The sequence below is a fragment of the Bradyrhizobium sp. SZCCHNPS1003 genome (assembly GCF_032381555.1).
In the GTDB taxonomy this organism is placed as follows: Bacteria; Pseudomonadota; Alphaproteobacteria; order Rhizobiales; family Xanthobacteraceae; genus Bradyrhizobium.
The window spans coordinates 350,885-374,684 of the sequence record NZ_JAUHIU010000001.1 but is presented as its reverse complement, the minus strand read 5'-3'; the positions used below and the strand labels follow the sequence as shown (position 1 = coordinate 374,684).

The following is a 23,800-nucleotide window of genomic DNA, read 5'->3' as shown; positions in this document are numbered from 1 at the left end:
TTTCCGTCATTGCGAGCGAAGCGAAGCAATCCAGGGCCGAACAGGAGGTCTGGATTGCTTCGTCGCTTCGCGCCTCGCCATGACGGCGCTCACGACGGGCGAGGTCTCACACCGGATAGGTGTAGGCCGTCTTCACCGTCGTGTAGAACTCTCGCGCGTAGGAGCCCTGCTCGCGGGCGCCGTAGCTCGAGCCCTTCCGGCCGCCGAACGGCACGTGATAGTCGACGCCGGCGGTCGGCAGGTTGACCATCACCATGCCGGCCTCGCTGTTGCGCTTGAAGTGCGAGGCGTATTTGAGGCTGGTGGTGCAGACGCCCGCCGCGAGACCGAACTCGGTGTCATTGGCGATTGCCAGCGCCTCGTCGTAGTTCTTCGCACGGATCACGCAGGCAACCGGCCCGAAGATCTCCTCGCGGGCGATGCGCATGGTGTTGGTGGCCTCGGTGAACAGCGCCGGCTGCATGTAGAAGCCGGGCGTCTCCCGGTTCAGGAGCTCGCCGCCCCAGGTCAGCTTGGCACCTTCGTCCTGGCCGATCTTGAGATAGCGCTGGTCCTGCTCGAGCTGATTGCCGTCGACCACCGGGCCGATATGGGTGCCCTGCTTGACGGCGTCATCCACGACCAGGCCCTTCAGCCGCTCGGTCAGCGCGGCAACGAATTTGTCGTGGATGCCCTCGGTGACGATCAGGCGCGAAGACGCGGTGCAGCGCTGGCCGGTCGAGAAGTAGGAGCCGTTGGCGGCGGCCTCGACCGCGACCTTGACGTCGGCGTCGTCGAGCACGACGAGCGGGTTCTTGCCGCCCATCTCGAGCTGGAACTTCTTCATCGGGTTCGACAGCACGCAGGTCTGCGCGATCTTGCGCCCCGTGCCGACCGAGCCGGTGAAGGAGATCGCGGCGACGTCGGGGTGCTCGAGCAGCGTCTGGCCGACCACCGAGCCGGAGCCGACGACGAGGTTGAACACGCCGGCGGGAAGGCCGGAGCGCGCGATGATCTCGGAGAGCGCATGCGCCGAGCCGGGCACCAGCTCGGCCGGCTTGAACACCACCGTGTTGCCGTAGCAGAGCGCGGGCGCGATCTTCCAGGCGGGGATCGCGATCGGGAAATTCCAGGGCGTGATCATGCCGACGACGCCGACCGCCTCGCGGGTGATCTCGACGTCGAGGCCCGGACGTACCGAGGCGCCCTTCTCGCCGGTCAGGCGCAGCGCCTCGCCGGCAAAGAACGCAAAGATCTGCCCCGCACGCGCCACCTCGCCGATGCCCTCCGGCAGCGTCTTGCCTTCCTCGCGCGCCAAGAGGCGGCCGAGCTCTTCCTTGCGCGACAGGATCTCCGCCGAGATCTTGTTGAGCGCGTCATAGCGCTCCTGCGGGGTCGAGCGCGACCACGCCGGAAAAGCGGCCTTGGCGGCGGCGATCGCCTTCTCGGTCTGCGCGCGGTCGGCCTTGGCATATTCGCCGACGACGTCGTTGGTGTTGGACGGGTTGATGTTGCGGGTCACCCCGCTGCCGTCGACCCACTCGCCGGCAATGAAATTCTTGAGGATCGCGTTCATGTTGTTCTCCAGACTTTTGCGCGATTGCTCGGACAATCTAACCGATCGCCTCCGTCATCGCACGAGACAGGGGCGCTTGTCGTCGAAGGTCCAGCCGGGGATCAGATACTGCATTGCGACGGCGTCGTCGCGTGCGCCGAGCCCGTGGCTCTTGTACAGCGCATTGGCCTTTTCGATGGCGCCGCGGTCAACCTCGATGCCGAGCCCGGGTTGCTCGGGCACGGCAATCCTGCCGCCCTTGATCTGCAGTGGCGCCTTGGTCAGCGCCTGGCCGTCCTGCCAGATCCAGTGGGTGTCGATCGCGGTGACCTTGCCCGGTGCGGCGGCGGCCACATGGGTGAACATCGCCAGCGAAATGTCGAAATGGTTGTTGGAGTGCGAACCCCAGGTCAGGCCATTGTCCTTGCAGGTCTGGGCGACGCGGACCGAGCCCTGCATGGTCCAGAAATGGGGATCGGCCAAGGGGATGTCGACCGCGCCGAGCCGCAGCGCATGGCTGAGCTGCCGCCAATCGGTGGCGATCATGTTGGTCGCGGTCGGCAAGCCCGTCGCGCGGCGGAACTCGGCCATGATCTCGCGGCCGGAGAAGCCGGCCTCGGCGCCGCAGGGGTCCTCAGCATAAGCGAGGATGCCGTGCATGTCCTTGCACAGCCGGATCGCCTCATCGAGCGACCAGGCGCCGTTGGGATCGAGCGTGACCCGCGCCTGCGGAAAGCGCTTGGCGATCGCGGTCACCGCCTCGATCTCGGCCTCGCCTTGGAGCACGCCGCCCTTGAGCTTGAAATCGGCGAAGCCATAGGCGTCGTGCGTCGCCTCGGCCAGCCGCACGACGGCTTCAGGCGTCATCGCCTCCTGATGACGCAGGGCGAACCAGCCGTCCTTTTCGCCCTCGCCGGTCGCGTAGGGCAGGTCCGTCTTCTTGCGGTCGCCCACGAAGAACAGATAGCCAAGCGCCTCGACCGATGTGCGCTGCTGGCCTTCGCCGAGCAGCGCCGCCACGGGCAGGCTGAGATGCTGGCCGAGCAGGTCGAGCAGCGCCGACTCCACCGCAGTCACGGCGTGGATCATCACCCGCAGGTCGAACGTCTGCTTGCCGCGGCCGCCGGCGTCACGGTCGGCGAAGGCGGTGCGCATCGTGGCGAGGATGGTATTGCAGGCGCCGATGCTTTTGCCCACGATCAGGCTCTTCGCATCCTCCAGCGTCTGCCGGATCTTCTCGCCGCCGGGCACTTCGCCGACGCCGGTGTGGCCGGAATTGTCGGTGAGGATGACGAGGTTGCGGGTGAAGAACGGCCCATGCGCGCCGCTGAGATTGAGCAGCATGCCGTCACGGCCGGCGACCGGAATGACCTCCATGCCGGTGACGACCGGCGCGCCGGAGATGCCGGTCTTGGTGGCCTCGTGACTCATTTGCTCCTCCTCCTCGCTACCACCTCCGTCATTCCGGGGCAGCCCGTCAGGGCTGAACCCGGAATCCAGAGATTGGCTTGCGTCTTGTCTTTTCCATCAATCTCGAGATTCCGGGTTCAAGGCCTTGCGGCCTTGCCCCGGAATGACAGCCAATTACTCCGCCGCCTGCTGCGCCGAGACGGCGCCTGGCAGCGCCTTCACCAGCGCCGTCAGCTCCGCCATCTCCTCCGCGGTCAGATCGGTCAGCGGCAGGCGGACAGGGCCGGAATCGCGGCCGATCACCTTCATGCCGGCCTTGATGATCGAGACCGCGTAGCCCTTCTTGCGGTTGCGTATCGCGATCAGCGGCAAAATGAAATCCTTCAATCCGGCCTGGATGGTGGCGTGGTCGCGCTTGCGCACCGCGGCATAGAAGTTCGTCGCGAACTCCGGTACGAAGTTGAATACGGCCGAGGAGTAGGTCGTCACGCCCATGTCGAGATAGGGCAGCGCGAAGGTCTCCGCGGTCGGCAGGCCACCGATATAGGTCAGGCGGTCGCCCATCTTGGTGTAGACCCGGGTCATCAGCTCGATGTCGCCGATGCCGTCCTTGTAGCCGACCAGGTTCGGGCAGCGCTCGCACAGCCGCGCCAAAGTGTCAGGCTGCAGGATGGCGTTGTCGCGGTTGTAGACGATCACGCCGATCTTCACCGACTTGCAGACCGCCTCGACATGGGCGGCGAGGCCGTCCTGCTCGGCATGGGTCAGATAGGGCGGCAGCAGCAACAGGCCGTCCGCGCCGGCCTTCTCGGCGCCAATGGCGATCTCGCGCGCGATCGCGGTGCCGTAGCCGGTACCCGCCAGCACGGGCACCCGGCCGCGGGTCTCGTGCACCGCGACCTCGACGACCTCAGGCACCTCCGCAGGGGTGAGCGAGAAGAACTCGCCGGTGCCGCCGGCGGCGAACAGGCCTGCGACCTCATAGCCGCACAGCCAGTCCATGTTGGCGCGATAGGTGGCCTCGTCGAACGAATAGTCGGCCTTGAATGGCGTCACGGGGAAGGAGAGCAGGCCGCTGCCGATCTTCGCAGCCATTTCCGTCGGGGTCATCTTGCTCATCGTGCGGGTCCTTCACGAATGTCTTACGGAATGGCGCGGCACGGGCACCAGAGCGCATTCTCTGGGCGCTGTCGTAGGACCAAGTTCAATGCCGGTCCAAGCCAATCACGGTATCAATTGATGCTCAGCCGGCATCAATCCTCCGCCTGCTGCACGGCGAGATTGCCGGCCAGCTCGACCAGCGCCGGCAGCAGGGGATTGTCGTGATCGCGCCGCCAGACCAGGAACAACTCGGCCGGCGTCGGGTTGCGCAGCTTCAGCGGCCGCAGCCGGACATCAGCGATCTTCAGGCTGGAGGCAGCTTCGGGCACGATCGCGAGCCCCAGTCCGGCGCGCACCATCGCCAGGATCGAGTGGATCTGGCTCAGGTGCTGCACGTAGCGCGGCAGCACCTCTGCGCGCATGAACTGCGACACCAGGAGATCGTGGAAATAGCGCGCCTCGGTCTGCGAATACATGATGAAGTTCTGGCCGTCGAAATCACGGATCGAGACGGTCTCGGCCGAGGCCAGCCGATGCCGGCGCGGCAGCGCGGCGCAGAGCGGCTCGGCGACGACGCGGCGGGTGGCGAATTCGGGCCGCGCGATCGGCGGCCGCAGCAGGCCGGCATCGATCTGGCCCGAGGCGAGCGCCTCGATCTGGTCGCCCGAGACCATCTCCTTCAGCGACAGATCGGCCTCGGGCAGCTCGCTACGGCAGGCGGCGACGAGGTCGGGCAGGAAGCCGTAGGCGGCGGCCGCGGTGAAGCCGATCTTCAGCGACCCGCTCTTGCCGCTGGCGATGCGCTGCGCCACCTGGGCGGCGCTCTCCGCCATCTTCAGGATGCGCCGCGCCTCCGGCAGGAAGCTGCGCCCGGCCGGCGTGAGCTTCACCGAGCGGCTGGTGCGCTCGAGCAGCACCGCATCGATGATGTGCTCCAGCACCTGGATCTGCCGCGACAGCGGCGGCTGCGTCATGTTGAGCCGGATCGCGGCGCGGCCGAAATGCAGCTCCTCGGCCACGGTGACGAAGCAGCGCAGCTGGTTGAGATCGAACATCGATGCTTCCTCGGCATGGATAGGGCCGGTGGTGCGGATTTGGTAGCATCGATTGGGGGCAGTGGGAATGTTGGCGGGATCTCTGGCCGCGGCTTTTGGCAGACGCGCCAAACTCGGCGGTTGGCGTCAGGCAGGGCCACTGCTTGACGCCCCCGTCAGGCGCCGGCTCACTTGCCGGACGCAGCAGCGCGGGCATCCGCAATGGCCTGCTTGAAGGCCTGTGCATTGGGGACGCCGGGGATGCGGAAATGGCCGATGATGAAGGCCGGCGTGCCGCGGAAGCCGAGGCCCGTGGCCTGCTCGTGGTTGCGCGCAAGCACGGCGTCGATGTCGGCGCGCTTGGCCGCGAGGTCGGCCTTGGCGCGGGCGAGGTCGATTCCGGCGCCGCTGAGCGCCGCATCGACCTTGGCCTCCGACAGCTTCTCATTGAGCGAGATCAGCGCCTCATGGGCTTCGGCGAACTTGTCCTGATATCTCGCCGCCAGGGTGAGACGCGCCGCGTAGATCGAGGCGCCGCCGAAGATCGGCCAATCCTTGAAGACGAGACGGACGTGACCGTCGTCGCGAACCACCTTGGCGAGCTCCGGGCTGATCTTGCGGCAATACGGACACTGATAGTCGAAATACTCGACGATCGTGATGTCGCCATTGGCGTTTCCGACAGCGGGGATGGCGGGATCGTGCAGGATGCGCGCTTCGCTCAGAATGTCGGTGTCGTCGTCCTCGGCGCGGGCCTGGAGCGGCAGGATGGCCGCAGTCAACAGCAGCAGCGTGGCGATCGATGCGGCAAAGGTCTTCGTGGTCATGACTTGTCGTTCTCCTGATGAGGGATGGTCGATGCGGTGTCGATGGCATCCAGCACGGTCTGCGGCGTCAGCAGTTCGGGGAGCAGGATGCCGTTGGGAGCTCCGGGGCCGTACACGATGTTGAACGGCAGGCCGTAGCGGCCGAAGGATCGGAGATAGGTCGCGATCGCGTCGCTGGGCGAGGTCCAGTCCGCCTTGACGGCAACGACACCCGACGCGAGTCGGCTGCGCACGGCCGTGCTGTCGAGCACGAGCTTCTCGTTGACCTTGCAGGTGACGCACCAGCTGGCGCCGATGTCGACGAAGACCGTATGGCCGGCACGCACCTGTGCCGCGATCTCGGCCGGAGCCAGCGGCTGCCAGGCGATCTCGGCCACCCGGTCCCTGCCGTCCGGCGCCTTGATGTAGGTTGCTGCCGTCAGCGCCAGACCTGTCGCGATGGCGAGGCTGGCTCCAGCGATCGTTCGCCGCAACGGGAAACGGAGCGCCGCCGTGATCAGCGCAGGGACGAGCAGCGCAGCGGCGAGGATGACCGCAGTCGGGGGGCCACTGATGTCGGCGAGCACGATCAGCAACCAGAGCGCGGTCGCCGCCATCGCGGCCGCTGCGACGGCGCGCAGCTTCAGCATCCAGCGGCCGGGCCGCGGGAAGAGTGCGGCAAGGCCCGGCGCCGCGGCGAGAGACAGATACGGCGCAGCCATGCCGAGCCCAAGCGTGGTGAACACCAGCAGGATCTGCGGCGCGGCCTGCGACAGCGCAAAAGCGACGGCGGTGCCGACGAATGGCGCCGAGCACGGCGTGGCCAGCAGCGTCATGACGAAGCCGTTGATGGCATGACCTGCCATCGTCCTGCGGCTCGCAGCGTTGCCGAGGCGGCCGGCGATCCACCACGGCAGGCTGATCTCGAACAGGCCGAGCAGGTTGGCGCCGAATGCTGCGAGCACGATGATCATCGCGATGAGGAAAGCGGGCTGCTGAAACTGCAGGCCCCAGCCGACTTCGGCGCCCGCGGCCTTGAGCGCGGACAGGATGATGGCAAGGGTCACGAACGAGGCGACGATGCCGGCCGCCGTCGCCAGGAATGCCCGACGCGGCGAGGGCGCGTGTGCGGGATCGTGATCGACCAGCGAAACGAGCTTCAGCGACAGCACCGGAAACACGCAGGGCATGAAGTTGAGGATGAAGCCGCCGAGCAGGGCCACGCCGAGAATGGCCCAGATCGATGCCGCCGAAGGACGCGGTGCCGGTGTGGCTGCTTTGGCCGCAGAAGCGTGAGCAGCTTGATCGACATCCACCGGAAGCATGGCTTCTATCGATCGGTCGCCATCGACCAGGGTGACCCGCAGGCGTTGCACCGGACCGGCCCGATCGAGGCCTTGCACCGGCACGGCGATCCGTACGCCGCCGTCCGACATCGTGCTCACCTGGGGACGGCCGCCGGACACGGCGTCGTCCCCATCAAGGAAGACGTCGGGCGCGTGCAGTGGCGGCGTCGCATGCGCTTCGAGCAGCAGTTGCGGCTTTGGTTGCCGATCGATGCGCAGCGCCGTGATGGAAAGTCCGGGCGAACTCGCCCGCGGGACGCTCTGCCGCCATTCGTCGATCAGCGCCTGATCGTTCGGCCGACGCGAAACGGCGGGGATGTCGGCCTCGAGATCGGCCTCCTGCTGGGTGCAGATGACCGAGCAGACGAACAGCACGGCCTTCAGCGTGAGATGTGCGGGCGCCGCTCCATCCTCGAGCCGCACGCGCAACGGAAACAGCACGTGCTCGGCATAGCCGAACGTGTCGATATCCTGCTCGCTGAAGCGGCTCGGCGCCGGCCATTCGACGGTGACATCGGCGACGTTGCGCGAGCCGCTCCAGTCGAATTGCGGTGGTGCGCCGGCGTCGCCGGGCGAGCGCCAATAGGTGTGCCAGCCTGCATCCAGCCTGACATCCAGTCCCGCCCACGCCGTGGCCGGGCGGTCGTCTGCTCGCGTGATGTCGCCGACCAGCAGGCGCGTGTCGACGTTCGCCTGCGGCCGCAACTGACCCGCGGCGGCGGTCGTCGCCGCAAGATGGAGCAGGCCGAGCAGCAATACGAGCCGGCCAAGATGACGGATGGACATGATGATCTCCCGCGCGCTGATCGCACATTGCGGTGGCCGTTGCGCCGCGCGATCCGGCGCAAGGCACGCCTAGAGACGGGCACCACGAGCCGATCCGCGTGACCCGCGATCGATGTTGGATATTCGTTCGCTCAAGTCACGGCGTTACGCTGCCCGTGAGCCGATGAGCACGGAACGGTCAGGCGTGGCGACAGGGAGGACGGTAGGGCGAGGACCCGTAGCATTGCGTCGTCAGCGCCTCGTCATAGGGGCGCCAGGACAGCGTCCGGGAGGCGGCAACCGGCTGTGCCGCAGGATTGTCGTTCGCCGGGACGGCGGTCAGACCAGCCGCGGCAAACGGACAGGTGTTGACCATGCCCGGAAGGACGGCCTTCCTGCACGGCTTGGGCGCGCTCGTGGTCGTTCGGGACCATTGAGGGGCACCGGCACCGGTGTCTGCCGTGGCAACCTCGAACGTTCCGAGCAGAGGCGCCAGACTCAAGACGAGCGCGATCAGCGCCGCCATCAGGCGGCGTGTCATCGCGGGCATCTCGAAATCAGCATGCCTCATCTTGGATCATCTGCTCCAGCTTGGACTGGTCGCGCAGACCGGCCGCTCTTGGCAACTGACATCTTCGTGACGCCGCGAACTTGCGGCCCAGGCCGGCATCGCGTGAGCAAAGCGAGTGGTTCTCAAAGTACGTTGATCGGTACCTTCAGGAATGTCTTTCCCGTCGCGTCCGCGGGAGGCAGATGTCCGGCGCGGATATTGACCTGAAGCGATGGAATGATCAGGCGCGGCATGCCGAGCGTCTTGTCGCGGGCCTCGCGAAGCGCAACGAACTCGTCCTCGGTCATCCCGTCTCGCGCGTGGATGTTGTGGAGCCGCTCCTCGCCGACGGTCGTTTCCCAGCGCACCGCGCGGCCGTTGGGGGCATAGTCGTGACACATGAACAGCCGGGTCTCGCGCGGCAGCGTTTCAAGGATCTTCCGGATCGAGCGAAACAGCGTGCGCGCATTGCCGCCTGGAAAGTCGGCCCGCGCCGTTCCCCCGTCGGGCATGAACAAGGTGTCGCCGACGAAAGCTGCATCGCCCATCACGTGCGTGGCACAGGCGGGCGTGTGACCGGGCGTGTGCATCACGAGGGCCGTCATCTGTCCCACCTGATAGGTGTCACCATCCTTGAACAGCCGGTCGAATTGGCTGCCGTCGCGGCGAAACTCCGTGCCCTCGTTGAAGACCTTGCCGAAGGTCTCCTGCACGGTCAGGATATGCTCGCCGATGCCGATCTTGCCGCCGAGTTTGTCCTGGATGTAGGGCGCAGCGGAGAGATGATCGGCATGCGCATGCGTTTCGATCAGCCACTCTGGCCGGAGTCCGTTGATCTTCACGTAGTCGATCAGCATGTCGGCGGAACGGGTGCTGATGCGGCCGGCCGCGTAGTCGATGTCGAGGACGGGATCGACGATCGCGCAGCACGGCGATGACGGGTCCTTCACCACATAGCTGATCGTGCTGGTGTCAGGATCGAAAAATCCGGCCACCTTCGGCTGCACGCGGAGATCGATTGGATAGGACATGGCTGCTGCTCCACGATTTGGCTCCGGGGCGGCATCGCCGCCCACGCCGCGTTTGTCGTCCTGCGCGGTCTAAGGCATCGGACTGGATTTCGTTCCGCAGGTATTGATGCCGAGCATCGCGTAGGGCGGGCACCAGCCGATCAGTGCGGTGCCGAGCGGGATCAGGCCCAGAAGGCCCCACAAGGTCTGCGGCCCTACGACCGTGAGACTGAGGATCGCCAGTCCGACGATGATCCTGAGCAGCCGGTCGATCTTGCCAATGTTCTGTGTCATGTCGCGCTCCCCTTTGGCTTGCGATGATGCCAACGATAGAGCGGGATACGGCGCGCGTATGTAACTAAGTCACCAAGAGGAGCCGGTTCCTAATCATGCTGGGCCAGCTGGACAAGCGCCGGTCTGTCGGTGATCTCGACGATTCCGCGAGCCATTCGCAACCAGCCGCGCCGCGCGAATTCATTGAGCTGGCGGCTGATGACCTCGCGTGCGCTGCCGAGCTCGTTGGCGAGATCCTGATGCGTTGCAACGATCTGCTGCTTTGCCCCGGCAAGCTCGAGAAGCTTCTGGGCGAGCCGCACATCGATCCGCTCGAACGCAACCTCCTCGATGATGCGGAAGAGATTGGTGACGCGGCGGCTGAACGCGGTGAAGACGAACTGACGGAATTCGCGCGAGCTGGCGATCAGCCGGTCGAACAGCGCGCGCGGGATCGCCACGGCGCGGATCCGGGTCTCCGCGATGCCCTCGGCCTGGTATTCCTCGTAACCCATCAGGCAGGCCGTGGTCAGCGCGCAGCTTTCGCCTGCCTGGACGCGGTAGAGCACGATCTCGCGGCCGGACTCGGACGTCTGCTGCACCCGGATGGTCCCGTCCAGCAGCAGCAGGAAGGAGTCCGGCGCCTGGCCGGGGCCGAAAATCCGGCTGCCTTCCGGAAGCTCGACAATGAGGCTGGCCTCGCGCAACTGCGCGAAGATCTCCTCCGGCAGTTGTCGCAACGGCGGGAAAGCGCTCGTCCAGTCCTGCTCCGACGACATCACGACATCCGGCTGCGCCACATCGGCGTCGTCCAGACTTGCCATAGGATCGCGCGTGGGTCGAGGGACGGGATCTGCCCCCCCCGACCCTAATCTTCGGCACCACGAGGGAGCTCGCATGGACTCCGGCAGCGCGTTGCCTTGCAACCGATCGGCGTCTCACGCATGCGCGGCCGTTGCAGGCGGGCCAGACCAACAGGTTGCCGCACCTGCCGGCAGAGCAAGGCGCGCGCACTCTCGGACCGCGCCTTTCCTCGCTCTTTGCTCTTAGCTCTTGGTGCTTGCCGTCTTGTCGAGCGCCGCCCGCAAACCCTTGGCGAGCTTGATCGCATCATCGTTCGCCCAGAAGTGCATGAAGAAGAGGCGGGGGTGTTCGTCCAGCATGTGGCTATGCAGCGCCGTGACCTCGATGCCGTGGGCACGGAGCGTCCGGATCACGGGGTTCACCTCCTCCCCGCTCAGCACGAAGTCACCGGTGACGGCGGCCTTGCCCGCGCCGGTCGGCTGGAAGTTGATGCCCGTCGCGACGCCCATCGCCGCGACGGGAGACAAGGATAGTCCGCCCTCGACAATTGGATCGCGTCGCGGCACGTTGAACTGATAGACCCCGCCATTGGCCTGTCCTTTGACCGCCAGGATCTGATCGAGCTGTGTCGTATCGAGATCGATGGCCGGCGGCGGCGTGGTCGGCGAGGCCGCAATCGTCAACGGTGTCTTGCTGTCGGCGAGGGCGTCGCGGATGGCGGACGCGAGTTTGACGGGATCGCCGTGACCGGCGACATGCATGTAGAACGTTGCTGGGCTCGCGCGGAGCAGATGGTTGTGCACGGCGCTGATTTCGAGCCCGCCGGCGATCATCTTCGCCATTACCGGATTGACCTCTGATTCCAGCAGGACGAGATCGCCCATGATCATGATGCCGCCATGCGCTGGCTTGAACGCGACCCAGCCGCCGAGCGCGAGCGCCGGCCTGATGGTTACGCCGTCCAGAGTCACCGCGAGATCGGTGCGCGGGAAGCCGTACCGGCGGACGTCTCCCGCCACGGATGGTTTCCGGCCCAATGTCTCGTCGATCTTCTGCCAATCGGTGTCCTGTGCGCGCGCCGTCGAGACGATCGGTCCGGCGCCGTGTGCGAGGAGGCAGGCGCCGAGGCCCAACAGACTCCAGATCGTGCTTCTCATCGTTCGCTCCTTTTGGTCTGTCACTGCCCCATGTTCCGTCGCAGCGTGCTCTCAGATGACGCCCGCAAAGCGCATCAGGATGCCCGCGATGCACGAGGCGGCGAGCACGACGAGCATTCCCACGTTGAAGCGGAAAATGGCCGTAGCGGCCGCAACCGACAGGACAACGGCCGGCAGGTCGATGCTCATCGGCCGGGGCGCGTCGAATGACAGTCCAAATCCCTGGATCGGAAAGGTCTCGCGGAAGAGGGTGTGCAGCGCGAACCAGATCGACAGATTGAGAATCACGCCCACGACGGCGGCGGTGATGGCCGAGAGCGCGCCGCCGAGCGCCTTGTTTCCCCGCAACGCCTCGATGTAGGGCGCGCCGACGAAGATCCAGAGAAAGCAGGGCGCGAACGTCACCCACGTCGCCAGCAGTCCGCCCAGCGTGCCGGCGAGCATGGGAGACAGCCCGCTGGCGCCGCGGAACGCGGCCATGAAGCCTACGAACTGGACGACCATGATCAGGGGACCGGGAGTCGTCTCCGCCATGCCGAGGCCGTCGAGCATCTCGCGCGGAGCAACCCAGTGATAGTACTCCGCGGCCTGCTGCGCGACGTAGGCGAGCACGGCGTAGGCGCCGCCGAACGTCACCATCGCCATCTTGCTGAAGAAGATCGCGATCTGGCCGAAGACGTCGTTCGGCCCGAGCAGGATCAGCAGTGCGAAGACGGGGACGAGCCAGATCGCAAGCCAGACGGCCGCCACGCGCAGCGTGCGCGCAGCGTTCGGACGGACGTGATCCGGCACGGCCTCGCCGAGCATGCTGTCGATCGCGCCGGCGCTCTTGCCGCCGTGCTCGAGGGCTGCGAACTCCGGCCGGCCGAGGCGGGCACCGACGAAGCCGATGACTCCGGCGGCAATGATGATGATCGGAAACGGCGCCCCGAAGAAGAAGATCGCGACGAAGGCTGCGGCCGCCAGTCCGATCATGATCCGATTGCGCAGCGCACGCTTGCCGACGCGGACGACGGCCTGGATCACGATCGCCAGCACGGCCGCCTTGAGGCCGAAGAACAAGGCTTCGACGACGCCGACATTGCCATAGGCTGCATAGATGTAGCTGAGGCCCATGATGGCGAAGATGCCGGGCAGAACGAAGAGCGTTCCTGCGACGATGCCGCCCGTGGTCCGGTGCAGCAGCCAGCCGATATAGGTCGCAAGCTGTTGCGCCTCCGGGCCGGGCAGCAGCATGCAGTAGTTCAGGGCGTGCAGGAAGCGGCTCTCCGAGATCCAGTTCTTCTCCTCGACGAGGATGCGATGCATGACCGCGATCTGACCGGCGGGGCCGCCGAAGCTCAGCACGGCCACCCGGATCCAGACGAGAAGCGCCTCATTGAAGGAGATGCCGTGGGCGTGCTCCGCCGCGACCGGCTTCCGGGATGCTGCGACGTCCGTCATGACTTCACCTTGCTGGTCGGCCAGTTGTGCGCCTCCTTCGTGGCGTCGCGGCACCAGCGGTAGAAGGCATCATAGAGCAGCAGGCCGGCGCTCAGCTGCTCGAGATCGTCGTCATACATTCGCGACAGGCCGAGTGAAGCGGCAAGGAGGCCAGGAGCCTCGGGCGAGAGATCAAGTCGCGCCGTATCCGCGGCACGCACCAGCGTGGCGAGTCGTTCCAAGGGTGGTGTCCGCAGACCGAGCTCCTCGACCATGACGTCGAAGGTGCAAAGCTCGCCGCGGTGGCTCCAGAAGACATTCTCGATGTCGAAGGGAGTGGCTTGGAAACGCTCGGCGACGGCTTCGACTTCGGCCGGCGTCACGAACAGGAAGACCGCGGCGGGGTCGACGAAGCGACGGATCAGCCATGGACAGGCGATGCGGTCGATCTTGGGGCGTGATCGCGTGACCCAGACGGTGCGGCCGCGGTCGTCCCTGCTCGGAATTCTGTCGGCTGGCACGGTCGGGAGTTGTGCCTCTGTCCAGCCGACGTGACCGCCCTCGAGGACCTCGGCTGCGACGTTGCTGCACCGGAGCCAGGCCGCGGTGCCTTCGCTCAGCTTCTTGCCTTTCTGGCAGATCACGACAACCGATTGGCCGGTGAAGCTCGGTGCCCATTGCTGGACGTCGAGATGGGAGCGCCTGACGGCGCCGGGGATGAGGCGTGGGTCGGCGGCGAAATCCTCGTCGACACGCACGTCGACGAGCCGTGGCGAGGTCGCCGTGCCGATCAGTCGAGACAATTTTTCGGATGATATCGAGGTGTATGATGATGACATGTTGCGCCCTTGGTGACCAGGACGCGATTCTTGGGCATGTCGCCTCGCGGGGAGATCGCACATCCCCGTAAGCGAAATAAAGCGCTCGATGGCTCGGCTGTCAACTGCCGGATGGGCCGGGAACGCCGCGGAGGTAACGCGCTGATCTCTCCCTGTCCGGCTGGATCCCGGACCGCGGGCCTCACGTGATGAATTCGTGCAGACCCAGCCACCCCGTATAGACCCCGACGAGCACGATCAGAGCCGCCGAGACGTAGGGCGCACGGTGGGCGAAGCGACTGAGCCCGCTCCAGTGCCGCTCGACGTGCCGCAGGCTAAGGGCCGCCGCGACGCCAACCGAGACCATCGTGATCGCCAGACCGATGCCGAAGCACAGCACCAGAATGAAGCCGAGGGCGAACTGCTTCAATTGGATGCAGAGCAGCAAGACGGTGATGGCGGCGGGGCAGGGGATCAACCCGCCTGTGAGACCGAAGGCGACGATCTGCGCGGTCGTGACCGTGCGTCCCGCAAAGCGCTTTCGAATGTCGTCCGCATGGGCGCGTGCGTGGGCATCGTCCTCATCGCCGAGGTCCATGTGATCGTGCGCGTGTTCCTCGAACAGGATCTCGGCAGTGTCACCCGCAAGCGCAAGCCGTGCCTTGAACGCGTGCGGCTCGGGAATCTCCTCGATGCTCTCCAGGTAATCGCTTGCGGCGCGGAAGCTGAAGCTCTGCGCGTCGCCATCTCCGCGAATGGTCGTGAGCCGGAGTTCGCCGGCCGGAGGGAGCGCGCCGGACTCGGTCCGGACTCGCCAGCGTGGCGGCACGCCGTCTTCGAAGATCTCGAGCAACAACGTACGTCCGGTCAGCACGACGGATGTCGGCGCGTCATGATGATGATGACCGTGATGTTCATTCTTATCCCGCCACGTGCGCCAGACCATCCACACGGCGATGCCGATGATGACGACGGCCGAGATCAGTTGCAGATAGGCTTCGCTCCGCGCCCCGGAGAGTTCCTGGCCAAAGTGAAGCCCGGCCAGCGCGATCACCCACACGATCGCGGTGTGGGAGAGGGTTGCCGACAGGCCAAGCAGCACGGCCTGAAAAACGGTTCCTCGAATCGCGACGATGAACGCAGCCATCATGGTCTTGGAGTGACCCGGCTCGAGCCCGTGCAGCGCGCCTAGAACGATGGCGCTGGGGACGAACAGCCAGGCGTTCGCGCTGCCTTGTTGCAGAAGGTGAGACAGGTCGGTCATGCGAGTGTCATTTCAGATAGGTTCGAACCACTTCGATGAGGTCCGCGGCGCCCTTGGCCTTTTCAGGATCCTTTTCGTGCGCCGGATCGACGACATGGTGGCGGATGTGATCCTCCAGCAGCTCGGTGGTCAGGCCTCCGATGGCGCCCCTGACCGACGCCACCAGCATGAGGACGTCGGCGCAGCCCAGCTCCGCGTCCAGCGCCCGTTCCACGGCATCGATCTGTCCTTTGATGCGCCGGACGCGCGCAAGCAGCTTCGACTTGTGTTTGATCGTGTGCGACATCCCCATAAGATAGGGGGGTACCCTACAGAGGTCAACAGGACTCCGGGAGCCCGACCGGTCTTTCGCCCATGGCAGGAGCGCTTCTTGAGCCAGCCCGGCTCGACATGGACGACATTGCGCGCGACGTGCGTCCGCCGTCCTCGACGCATGATCGGGCCGTCCAGCCCGCCTCAGATCAGCAAGGGCAGCTGTGCGTCCGCCCCGGCGTCATTCTGCTGCTGCAAGGATGACAGCGAAACGCCGAGGAGCCGCACCGGCTTCGGCAACGGCATCTCGCTCTGCAGGAGAGCAACGGACAACCGGGCAAGATCCTCGCGACTCCCGACCGCGTGGGCGACGGACCTGCTGCGCGTCATGATGTCGAAGTCGGCGAACTTGACCTTCAGCGTGACCGTCCGGCCTCGGTTGCCGCTGGTTTCACAATGCTGCCAGACCTTGTCGATCAGGGGCTGCAGCTCCGCCAACATCGGCTCGAATTCCGTCAGGTCCGTCGAGAAGGTGTTTTCGGCGCCGACGGATTTTCGGATGCGATTGGCTCGGACCGGGCGATTGTCGATTCCGCGCGAGATCCAATAGTAGTGGTTGCCCGCTTTGCCGAAGTGCTGCTGGAGGAAGGGCAGGGTCTGATTGCGGATGTCGAGGCCGGTATGAATTCCGAGCGCGTTGAATTTCGCAGCGGTCGCCGGGCCGATGCCGTGAAACCTGCCGACCGGCAGCCCCTCCACGAAGACCGGACCCATCTCCGGCGAAATGACGTATTGCCCATTGGGCTTGCGATGGTCCGAGGCCAGCTTGGCGAGGAACTTGTTGTAGGAGATTCCCGCGGAGGCATTGAGTCCGGTTTCGGCCTTGATCTTGGCCCGGATCTGCAACGCGATGTCGCGCGCCAGCGGAATGCCTCGCAGGTTTTCGGTGACGTCCAGATAGGCCTCGTCCAGCGACAGAGGTTCGATGATCGGCGTGTGCTCGGCGAAGATGGCGCGGATCTGCTGGCTGATGGCCTTGTAGACCTCGAAGCGCGGCTTGACGAAGATCAGGTCCGGGCACTGGCGCTTTGCCGTCACAGACGGCATGGCCGAGCGCACGCCGAACGCCCGAGCCTCGTAGCTTGCGGCTGCCACGACGCCGCGCTCGCGCGATCCGCCGACGGCCACGGGTTTGCCGCGCAGCTCGGGATTGTCCCGCTGCTCGACCGACGCATAGAATGCATCCATGTCGATGTGGATGATCTTGCGAATGGCCGGCGGCGCGGCATCCTGTTCCGGACCGGAGCTTGGCATCGCCAAGCTCTATCAGAGCGTGGCGATGAAGTCTGCCCGGCCCGAGCGCTGCCTGCGACGTCCCTTTGACGGCGGCGTTGCGATGAGATCTGCCCGTCAGGCCATCAAACGGCGGCTGGGGAAAAGCGCTCAGAAAAAAGGATGGCCTACGGTGATTGAAACGAAGCAGCGCAGCCGAGACCCGTGGTCAAAACGGGTCACGCCGCCGCGACCGAAATTCGCCTGGCCCGGCTGTGATGTTTGAGCTCACGTTCCTGGGGACCTCGGCGAGCGTTCCGTCCGCAGACCGCAATCATCCCGGCCTTCTCGTTCGAGCAGGCCGGGATCGCATTCTCGTCGATTGCGGCGAGGGGATCCAGCGTCAGCTGCTCCGCGGTAGGGCAGGCTTTCGGCGGCTCGATCGGATCCTGCTCACCCACGGCCATTTCGACCATGTCCTCGGCATTCCCGGACTGTTTTCCACCCTGCGGCTGCGCAGGAGCGCTGACATCATGCGCGTCCACGGCAGCCCCGGCACGCTCGATGTGGTGGTCCGAATGCTCGCGGGGCTGTGGGGCGAGGGCCGCGCGCCGATCCCGCTTGAGTTCGTACCGCTAAGGCGCGGGGAGGTTCTCGACGCCGGTGAGTTTACGATCAACTGCTTTCCCGTCCGGCACCGCGACACCGACAGCTTCGGCTTCGAATTTGTGAGTCGAGCGCGCCGCCATCTGCTGCCAGAGCGTCTGGCAGCGCTCGCCGTGCCCGATGGGCCCGTGCGGAAGGCCTTGGCGGAGGGCCGGCCGGTCGCGCTGGAGGATGGCCGAACCATCGATCCCGAGGATGTTCTGGGGCCTCCGCAGGGACCGAAGAAGCTCGTCATCGTCGGCGATGCGGAAACGACCGAGGGTCTGCACGAGCACGTCCGCGACGCGGACATGCTCGTGATCGAGGCGACCTTCCTCCGGCGCGATTCTGCCATGGCTCGCGACTACGGCCACCTGACGGCCGCGGAGGCCGCCGGCCTCGCGGCGTCCAGCAACATCAGGCAGCTCGTCCTGAACCACATCTCCGGCCGCTATCCCGACGAGGAGATCCTCGCCGAGGCGCGGGAGATCTTTCCTGACAGCCGAGTCGCGATCGATTTCGACCGGATGGTGGTCTAGCGGCTCGTTCGGCACGTCTGCTACGTCGCACCTGAGGCGCTCTGCAAACGGCTCTGGGCGAACGCGATGTACCAGTCGAGGCAACCGGGATTGGCCATCGCATCGCGGTTGATGACCTTGTCGAGCGGCTGCCCGAGCAGGAGCTTCTTGATCGGGAGCTCCTGCTTCTTGCCGGACAGCGTGCGCGGGATCTCGGCAACCGCGAAGATGTCGTCAGGCACGAAGCGTCGCGACAGGCTGCCTTCCACCGCCATGTTGATCTTCCGCTTCATCGCTGCATCGAGCGCGACGCCGTCGCGCAGGACCACGAACAGCGGCATGTAGCTGTCTCGGCCGAGATATTCGAGATCGACGACCAGCGAATCGAGGATCTCCGGCAGCGCTTCGATGGCCGAGTACAATTCGCTCGTCCCCATGCGCAGCCCGTGGCGATTGATGGTCGCGTCGCTACGACCATAGATCACGCAGGAGCCGTCCGGATTGACCTTGAGCCAGTCGCCGTGCCGCCAGACCGGCCCGCCCTCGCGCGTCTCGAAGGCGTCGAAATAGCTTGCGAGATAGCGCACATTCCCCGCGTCGTTCCAGAACCGCAGCGGCATCGACGGCATCGGCGCGGTGCAGACGAGCTCTCCTACCTCGCCGATGACAGGCTTGCCCTGGTCGTTGAAGGCCTCGACCGCTGCGCCGAGGACGCGGCACTGCATCGTTCCGGGCACCTGCGGTAATTCGCGATTGCCGCCGATGAAGGCGCCGGCGAAGTCGGTGCCGCCCGAGATGTTGGCCCACCACATTTGCGCCTGCGCCCGGCTGCCATTGACCTGCGACAGCGCCGCGAACCGCTGATCGAACCAGGCCTGCGTGTCGGCGCTGAGCGGCGAGCCAGTGGACCCGAGGCAACGCAGATGGGACAGATCGCCCGCGTCGGCCAGGTTGATGTCCGCCTTGACGCAGCTCGCGAAGAACGCCGCGCCCGCGCCGAAGAAGGTGGATCTCGAATTCGCCACGAAGCGCCACAGCGTGGTCCAGTCCGGACGATCCTTCGGCCCGGCGGGGCTGCCATCGAAGATGCAGCACGTGGTCCCGTTCAGAAGCGCGCCGACCTGGTTGTTCCACATGATCCAGCCGGTCGAGCTGTACCAGTGATAGCGCTCGCCGAACGAATTTGGCTGATACGAGCAGCCGATGTCGTTGTGCAGTCCGAGCAGGGCGAGTGTGACGATGATGATTCCGCCGTGACCATGCACGATCGGCTTCGGCAGCCCGGTGGTGCCGCTCGAATAGACGATCCAGAGCGGATGATCGAACGGAAGCCACTCCGGTTCGAAGGCATCGATGCCAGGGCTTGTTCTTGCCAGAATGTCCGAGAGACGAACCCCGTCGCTCACCTGCGCGCCGGCATCGTCACTGTGCAGGATGACGTGACCGAGAGTCGGCAACGACCGGCGCAGCTCCTCGACGACACCGCGGCGATCGTGCCGGCGGCCGGCATAGGTGACCGCATCGCAGGCGATCAGCACCTTGGGTTCGATCTGCTTGAACCGGTCGATCACGGCGGGCGCGGCCATGTCGGGCGCGCAAACGCTCCAGATCGCGCCAATGCTCGCCGAAGCGAGAAACGCGATGATGGCTTCGGGTATATTGGGCAGATAGGCGGCGACCCTGTCGCCGGGCGCCACGCCTTGCTCGCGCAGATGCAGCGCCAGGGCGGCTGCCTTTCGCCGAAGCTCGGGCCAGGTCGTCTCCGTGAGCCTGCCGTCCTCGTGACTGCTGATGATCGCAGGCAGGCCCGCCGCATCGGCGGCGTCGACGTGACGAAAGACCTGCTGGGCGTAGTTGACCGAAGCGCCCGGAAACCAGACCGCTCCCGGCATCGTGCGCTTGCCGAGGACGGTCGAAAACGCGGTCGGCGACTGCAGGTCATGATAGTCCCAGATGCTGCGCCAGAATCCGTCGAGGTCGCGGATGGACCATTGCCGCATCTGCTCGAAGTTCTCGAAGTGGAGGCCGCGATTGTCCCTCAGCCATTGGCGATAGAGGGCCATTTGCGGGACATAGGGAGCTGTCATCATTCGTTCCGGCTTGTTTGCATGGTACGGTACGGCCAGGAGACGCCAAGAGGCGCTCATTTCGACTTCTGCTTCCGCCGCTTGTAGAGCGCGTTGAAGCCCCCGGCCATGAAGGTCACGAACCGCTCGCGGACCGCGGCGAAATCGTCGGACTTGCACAGGCCGCCGGACAGGCGGTCGATCCGGCCGGTCCGTGACAGGATCAGCGAGTAGGCGCCGGAGGTGAACTGGAAGCTCCAGAACAGGTCCTCAGGCTTGGCGTCGGGCAACGCCTTCTGCAGCAGCCCGATGAGACGCAGCACCAGCGGATCGAGATAGGTGTCCATCATCTCCACGCCATAGCCCGGCGCGTTGGCGACCTGCGCGAAGATGCGGCCGAAGTGTCGCCAGTTGTCCTCTTCGTTGACGTAGACGTCGAACGCGCCGTCATAATAGGCACGCAGCGCGCCTTCAACGGTCGGACGATCTCCGACCTTGGCCTCGTAGGCATCCAGCCCGGCCGTGCGCACCGTGACCGCGTATTCCATGCGGCGTTCGAACACGGCATCGAACAACGCCCTCTTGCCCTCGAAGTAGTAATGGATCAGCGCAGGATGGATGCCCATCTTGTCCGCCACATCCTTGATCGTCACGCCGAAATAGCCGAGCTGCGCGAACAGCTCCTCGCTGGTGTCGAGGATCAGCTTCACCGTCGTCGCGCGCTGTTCCGCGCGCGTGCGGCGCCCTTCGGGTTTCGGCTCTGCTGGCATGCTCTCCGTGGTCCCTGATCGGCGCACACAGGAACGGCACCGTTGGTGTTTTGACGATGAGGGGGTGGGCGCGCCCGGTCAAGCAGGACTTCGGGCTTCCAACATTTTCATTTAGTGCTAAATGAATGAACTTGACCGGCGGCCGGCCGGACGGTAGGTCTCGGAGACCTGATGGAAGGCGGTCGACGATCGGGCGGCGGGCAGCGCGTCGCCAGTCTCGTCGTGCGCGGACATCATCAAAAACAATCGGCTGGCCATGGATCAGCCGCTCACGGGAGGACACATGACACGGATCAAGTCGACGGCGGCCGCCCTGCTGATGTTCGGCGTGGGCCTTTCAGCCCCGGCATCCGCTGAAAAGAAATACGACGTCGGCGCGACCGACACCGAGATCAAGATCGGCCAGACCAACCCGCTCAGCGGGCCGGCTTCCGCTTTCGGTGCCATCGGCAAGGCGGAGGCGGCCTATATCCGCATGATCAACGAGCAGGGCGGCGTCAATGGTCGCAAGATCAACCTCATTCAATACGATGACGCCTATAGCCCGCCGAAGACGGTCGAGCAGGTGCGCAAGCTGGTCGAAAGCGACGAGGTGCTGACCACGTTCCAGATCATCGGCACGCCGCCGAATGCCGCGGTCCAGAAATATCTGAACAGCAAGGGCGTTCCGCAGCTTCTGGCGGGAAGCGGAGCGTCCCGCTTCACCGATCCCAAGAACTTTCCGTGGACGATCTCCGCCAACCCGAACTACCAGTCGGAAGCGCACATCTACGCAAGATACATCCTGGAGAACTATCCGAACGCGAAGATCGGCATCCTCTATCAGAACGACGACCTCGGCAAAGACTACGTCAAGGGCCTGAAGGACGGGCTCGGCGCCAAGGCCGGCATGATCGTGAAGGAGCTGTCCTACGAGCTGTCCGACCCGACGGTCGATTCCCAGTTGGTGACGCTGAAGGCATCGGGCGCCGACCTCTTCTACAACATGTCGACGCCGAAATTCGCGGCGCAATCGATCAGGAAGGCCGCCGAGCTCGGCTGGAAGCCCGTCCACATCCTGGAGGTCAACGCGACGGCGGTCGGTCAGGTGCTCGTGCCCGCGGGGCTCGATAATGCCAAGGACATCATCTCGGTCGCCTACGGCAAGGATCCGCTCGATCCGCAATGGGCCGATGACGAGGGCATGAAACGCTACAAGGCGTTCATGGCGAAATACGCGCCCGGCGAGGACGCCAACAGCGGCTTTGCGACCTATGGCTACTCGACGGCCGCTCTGCTCGTCCACATTCTCAGGCAATGCGGCGACGAGCTGACGCGCGCCAACATCATGAAGCAGGCGACCAACATCAAGGGCTTCGTTCCCGATCTCGGGCTGCCGGGAATGTCGGTGACGACGACCCCCGACGACTATCGCATCAGCAAGCAATTCCAGATGATGAAATTCGATGGTCAGCGCTGGATCATATCGGGGCCGATCCTGACCGACGACTTCAAGGCGGACTGAAGCTTCTCACCGGGCCACGGCCTGATCGGGCGCTGCTTGTGCGCCGGGCCATCCCGTGGCCTCTGCTTTGCCGTCACGGTGCCGCGGCGAAGGCCGGTGGCCGAAAGCTGACCCCTGTCCATCGGAGCGCCCGCTCATGACCAGTGAAGCCGTCTGCCGCCGTCGCGGCTTCGATCCTGCGGCGCTTGCGGCGATCGGCCCGGAACTCGCCGCATTCGTCGATCGCGGCGAACTCGCCGGCATCGTGTCTCTCACCTCGCGCGGCGGCGAGATCGTTCATGCCGAGACGATCGGCTGGCGCGATGTCGAAACCAAGAGCCCGATGCGCCCGGATACGTTGTTCCGGATCGCGTCGATGACCAAGCCGATCACCTCGGTGGCGGCGATGATGCTGGTCGAGGAAGGCAGGATCGCCTTGGCGGACCCGATCTCCCGGTGGATTCCAGAACTGGCCGATCTGCGGGTCCTGCGTGACGCCGCCGGCCCGCTCGACGATACCGTGCCCGCCCGGCGCGCGATCACCGTCGAGGACCTGCTCACGCACCGTTCGGGCATCGCCTATGCGTTCTTCTCGGAAGGCCCGCTCAAGCTCGCCTATGAGCGCGCGCTCGGTGATCCCGCGATGAACCGGTCCACGCCCGACGAATGGCTCGCTGCGCTTGGCACGCTGCCGCTGGCGTATCAGCCCGGCGACCGCTTCCACTACGGTCATTCGACCGACGTGCTCGGCTTCCTGATCGGCCGGGTCGCAGGCAAGCCGCTTCGGCAGGTGCTACAGGAGCGCATCTTCGCGCCGCTCGGCATGGCCGATACTGATTTCTGGCTGCCGCACGCCAAGCGAGATCGTCTGGCGAGCCTGTACGGATATGACGAGACGGCGGGGCGGCTCGCGAAGGTCGAGCCGGTCATGTATGACGAGCCGCCGGCCTATACGCCGGGCGGCGGCGGGTTGATCTCGTCCGCGCCCGACTATCATCGGTTCGCGCGCATGCTGCTGAGAGGAGGCGAGCTGGACGGCGTCAGGCTGTTGCGACCCGAAACCGTCAACCTGATGCGCACCAACCGGCTGATTGACGCGCAGCGCCAGATTCCCTTCGCCGGCATGCCGCTGTGGCAGACCTGCGGATTTGGGCTCGGACTTGCGATCGCCGAGGATTCCACCGGCAATCCCTATGCCTGTGGCGCACCGGGCTCGATGACCTGGCGGGGCATCTTCGGCACCTGGTGGCAGGCCGATCCCGTCAATGACCTGATCATGATCTATCTGATCCAGCATCAAGTGCCGGTCTCGGCGGGGACAGGGGCCACGATTGCCACCGGGCGCGGCGCTGCCGGCCGCCGTGCTCTTCCCGTCTATCAGCGTGGAACCTACGCCGCGTTGTCCCACGTTGTGGAACAAGCGACATGACCGGGGCAGCGCTTGTCACCCCCGCGTGTCGGGCGGATTCGTCCAGGATGTGGACGCCAACATTCCGCCGA

General features: G+C 65.5%; 21 protein-coding genes. 3 read left to right on the top strand and 18 right to left on the bottom strand.

Annotated elements, in window-relative coordinates:
• Window positions 1-106: 106 nt before the first annotated feature.
• The 16 genes from QX126_RS01725 to dinB form a co-directional block, all read right to left on the bottom strand.
• Window positions 107-1,555 carry an aldehyde dehydrogenase family protein gene (locus QX126_RS01725; RefSeq protein WP_315778942.1) on the bottom strand — a complete coding sequence of 483 codons (1,449 nt, stop codon included), beginning with the start codon at window positions 1,553-1,555 and terminating at the stop codon, window positions 107-109.
• A 54-nt stretch (window positions 1,556-1,609) separates the two neighbouring features.
• Window positions 1,610-2,965 (bottom strand): glucarate dehydratase, encoded by a 1,356-nt coding sequence (gudD, locus tag QX126_RS01720; RefSeq protein WP_315778941.1) that lies wholly within the window; start codon window positions 2,963-2,965, stop codon window positions 1,610-1,612.
• Between the two features lie 153 nt (window positions 2,966-3,118).
• The gene (kdgD, locus tag QX126_RS01715) at window positions 3,119-4,063 is read right to left on the bottom strand and encodes a 5-dehydro-4-deoxyglucarate dehydratase (RefSeq protein ID WP_315778939.1); all 945 of its coding nucleotides are present in this window, start codon (window positions 4,061-4,063) and stop codon (window positions 3,119-3,121) included.
• A 134-nt stretch (window positions 4,064-4,197) separates the two neighbouring features.
• Window positions 4,198-5,100: a LysR substrate-binding domain-containing protein gene (locus QX126_RS01710; protein WP_315778937.1), complete on the bottom strand. Its 903-nt coding sequence runs from the start codon at window positions 5,098-5,100 to the stop codon at window positions 4,198-4,200.
• A 167-nt stretch (window positions 5,101-5,267) separates the two neighbouring features.
• On the bottom strand, window positions 5,268-5,906 hold the full coding sequence (locus QX126_RS01705) for a DsbA family protein (protein WP_315778935.1): 639 nt from the start codon (window positions 5,904-5,906) through the stop codon (window positions 5,268-5,270).
• Window positions 5,903-8,017, bottom strand: a complete 2,115-nt coding sequence (locus QX126_RS01700; protein ID WP_315778933.1) for a protein-disulfide reductase DsbD family protein — start codon at window positions 8,015-8,017, stop codon at window positions 5,903-5,905. Before QX126_RS01700 ends, QX126_RS01705 begins: the two co-directional genes overlap by 4 nt.
• A 178-nt stretch (window positions 8,018-8,195) precedes the next feature.
• Window positions 8,196-8,567: a hypothetical protein gene (locus tag QX126_RS01695; protein WP_315778931.1), complete on the bottom strand. Its 372-nt coding sequence runs from the start codon at window positions 8,565-8,567 to the stop codon at window positions 8,196-8,198.
• A gap of 122 nt (window positions 8,568-8,689) precedes the next feature.
• Window positions 8,690-9,577, bottom strand: coding sequence for an MBL fold metallo-hydrolase (locus tag QX126_RS01690; RefSeq protein ID WP_315771320.1), 888 nt, complete (start codon window positions 9,575-9,577; stop codon window positions 8,690-8,692).
• 69 nt (window positions 9,578-9,646) lie between these two features.
• The gene (locus tag QX126_RS01685) at window positions 9,647-9,850 is read right to left on the bottom strand and encodes a DUF2892 domain-containing protein (protein ID WP_315754876.1); all 204 of its coding nucleotides are present in this window, start codon (window positions 9,848-9,850) and stop codon (window positions 9,647-9,649) included.
• A gap of 89 nt (window positions 9,851-9,939) precedes the next feature.
• Window positions 9,940-10,608 (bottom strand): Crp/Fnr family transcriptional regulator, encoded by a 669-nt coding sequence (locus QX126_RS01680; protein ID WP_315771433.1) that lies wholly within the window; start codon window positions 10,606-10,608, stop codon window positions 9,940-9,942.
• Window positions 10,609-10,875: 267 nt separating this feature from the next.
• A complete protein-coding gene (locus QX126_RS01675) occupies window positions 10,876-11,790 on the bottom strand; it encodes a DUF1259 domain-containing protein (protein ID WP_315778929.1) in 915 nt (304 codons plus the stop codon).
• A 51-nt stretch (window positions 11,791-11,841) separates the two neighbouring features.
• The gene (chrA, locus tag QX126_RS01670) at window positions 11,842-13,233 is read right to left on the bottom strand and encodes a chromate efflux transporter (protein ID WP_315778927.1); all 1,392 of its coding nucleotides are present in this window, start codon (window positions 13,231-13,233) and stop codon (window positions 11,842-11,844) included.
• Window positions 13,230-14,051 carry a sulfurtransferase/chromate resistance protein gene (locus tag QX126_RS01665; RefSeq protein WP_315736664.1) on the bottom strand — a complete coding sequence of 274 codons (822 nt, stop codon included), beginning with the start codon at window positions 14,049-14,051 and terminating at the stop codon, window positions 13,230-13,232. Before QX126_RS01665 ends, chrA begins: the two co-directional genes overlap by 4 nt.
• Before the next feature lie 181 nt (window positions 14,052-14,232).
• The gene (locus QX126_RS01660; RefSeq protein WP_315778925.1) at window positions 14,233-15,294 is read right to left on the bottom strand and encodes a nickel/cobalt efflux transporter; all 1,062 of its coding nucleotides are present in this window, start codon (window positions 15,292-15,294) and stop codon (window positions 14,233-14,235) included.
• Window positions 15,295-15,301: 7 nt separating this feature from the next.
• Complete coding sequence (locus tag QX126_RS01655; protein ID WP_315736666.1) at window positions 15,302-15,580, bottom strand: metal/formaldehyde-sensitive transcriptional repressor; 279 nt, start codon at window positions 15,578-15,580, stop codon at window positions 15,302-15,304.
• A 170-nt stretch (window positions 15,581-15,750) separates the two neighbouring features.
• The gene (gene dinB / locus QX126_RS01650; protein WP_315771327.1) at window positions 15,751-16,860 is read right to left on the bottom strand and encodes a DNA polymerase IV; all 1,110 of its coding nucleotides are present in this window, start codon (window positions 16,858-16,860) and stop codon (window positions 15,751-15,753) included.
• A gap of 236 nt (window positions 16,861-17,096) precedes the next feature.
• Here dinB and QX126_RS01645 point away from each other — a divergent pair, with 236 nt between their 5' ends.
• Window positions 17,097-18,002: a ribonuclease Z gene (locus QX126_RS01645; RefSeq protein ID WP_315778923.1), complete on the top strand. Its 906-nt coding sequence runs from the start codon at window positions 17,097-17,099 to the stop codon at window positions 18,000-18,002.
• A gap of 20 nt (window positions 18,003-18,022) precedes the next feature.
• Here the strand turns inward: QX126_RS01645 and QX126_RS01640 are convergent, their stop codons facing one another.
• Window positions 18,023-20,068, bottom strand: coding sequence for an acetoacetate--CoA ligase (locus QX126_RS01640; RefSeq protein WP_315778921.1), 2,046 nt, complete (start codon window positions 20,066-20,068; stop codon window positions 18,023-18,025).
• 56 nt (window positions 20,069-20,124) lie between these two features.
• A complete protein-coding gene (locus tag QX126_RS01635; protein ID WP_315771333.1) occupies window positions 20,125-20,817 on the bottom strand; it encodes a TetR/AcrR family transcriptional regulator in 693 nt (230 codons plus the stop codon).
• A 283-nt stretch (window positions 20,818-21,100) separates the two neighbouring features.
• On the opposite strand from QX126_RS01635, the gene QX126_RS01630 reads away from it, so the two are divergent.
• Together QX126_RS01630 and QX126_RS01625 are read left to right on the top strand one after the other, a co-directional pair.
• Window positions 21,101-22,321, top strand: coding sequence for an ABC transporter substrate-binding protein (locus QX126_RS01630; RefSeq protein ID WP_315778919.1), 1,221 nt, complete (start codon window positions 21,101-21,103; stop codon window positions 22,319-22,321).
• Between the two features lie 136 nt (window positions 22,322-22,457).
• Window positions 22,458-23,729, top strand: a complete 1,272-nt coding sequence (locus QX126_RS01625; RefSeq protein WP_315778917.1) for a serine hydrolase domain-containing protein — start codon at window positions 22,458-22,460, stop codon at window positions 23,727-23,729.
• Window positions 23,730-23,800 lie beyond the last annotated feature (71 nt).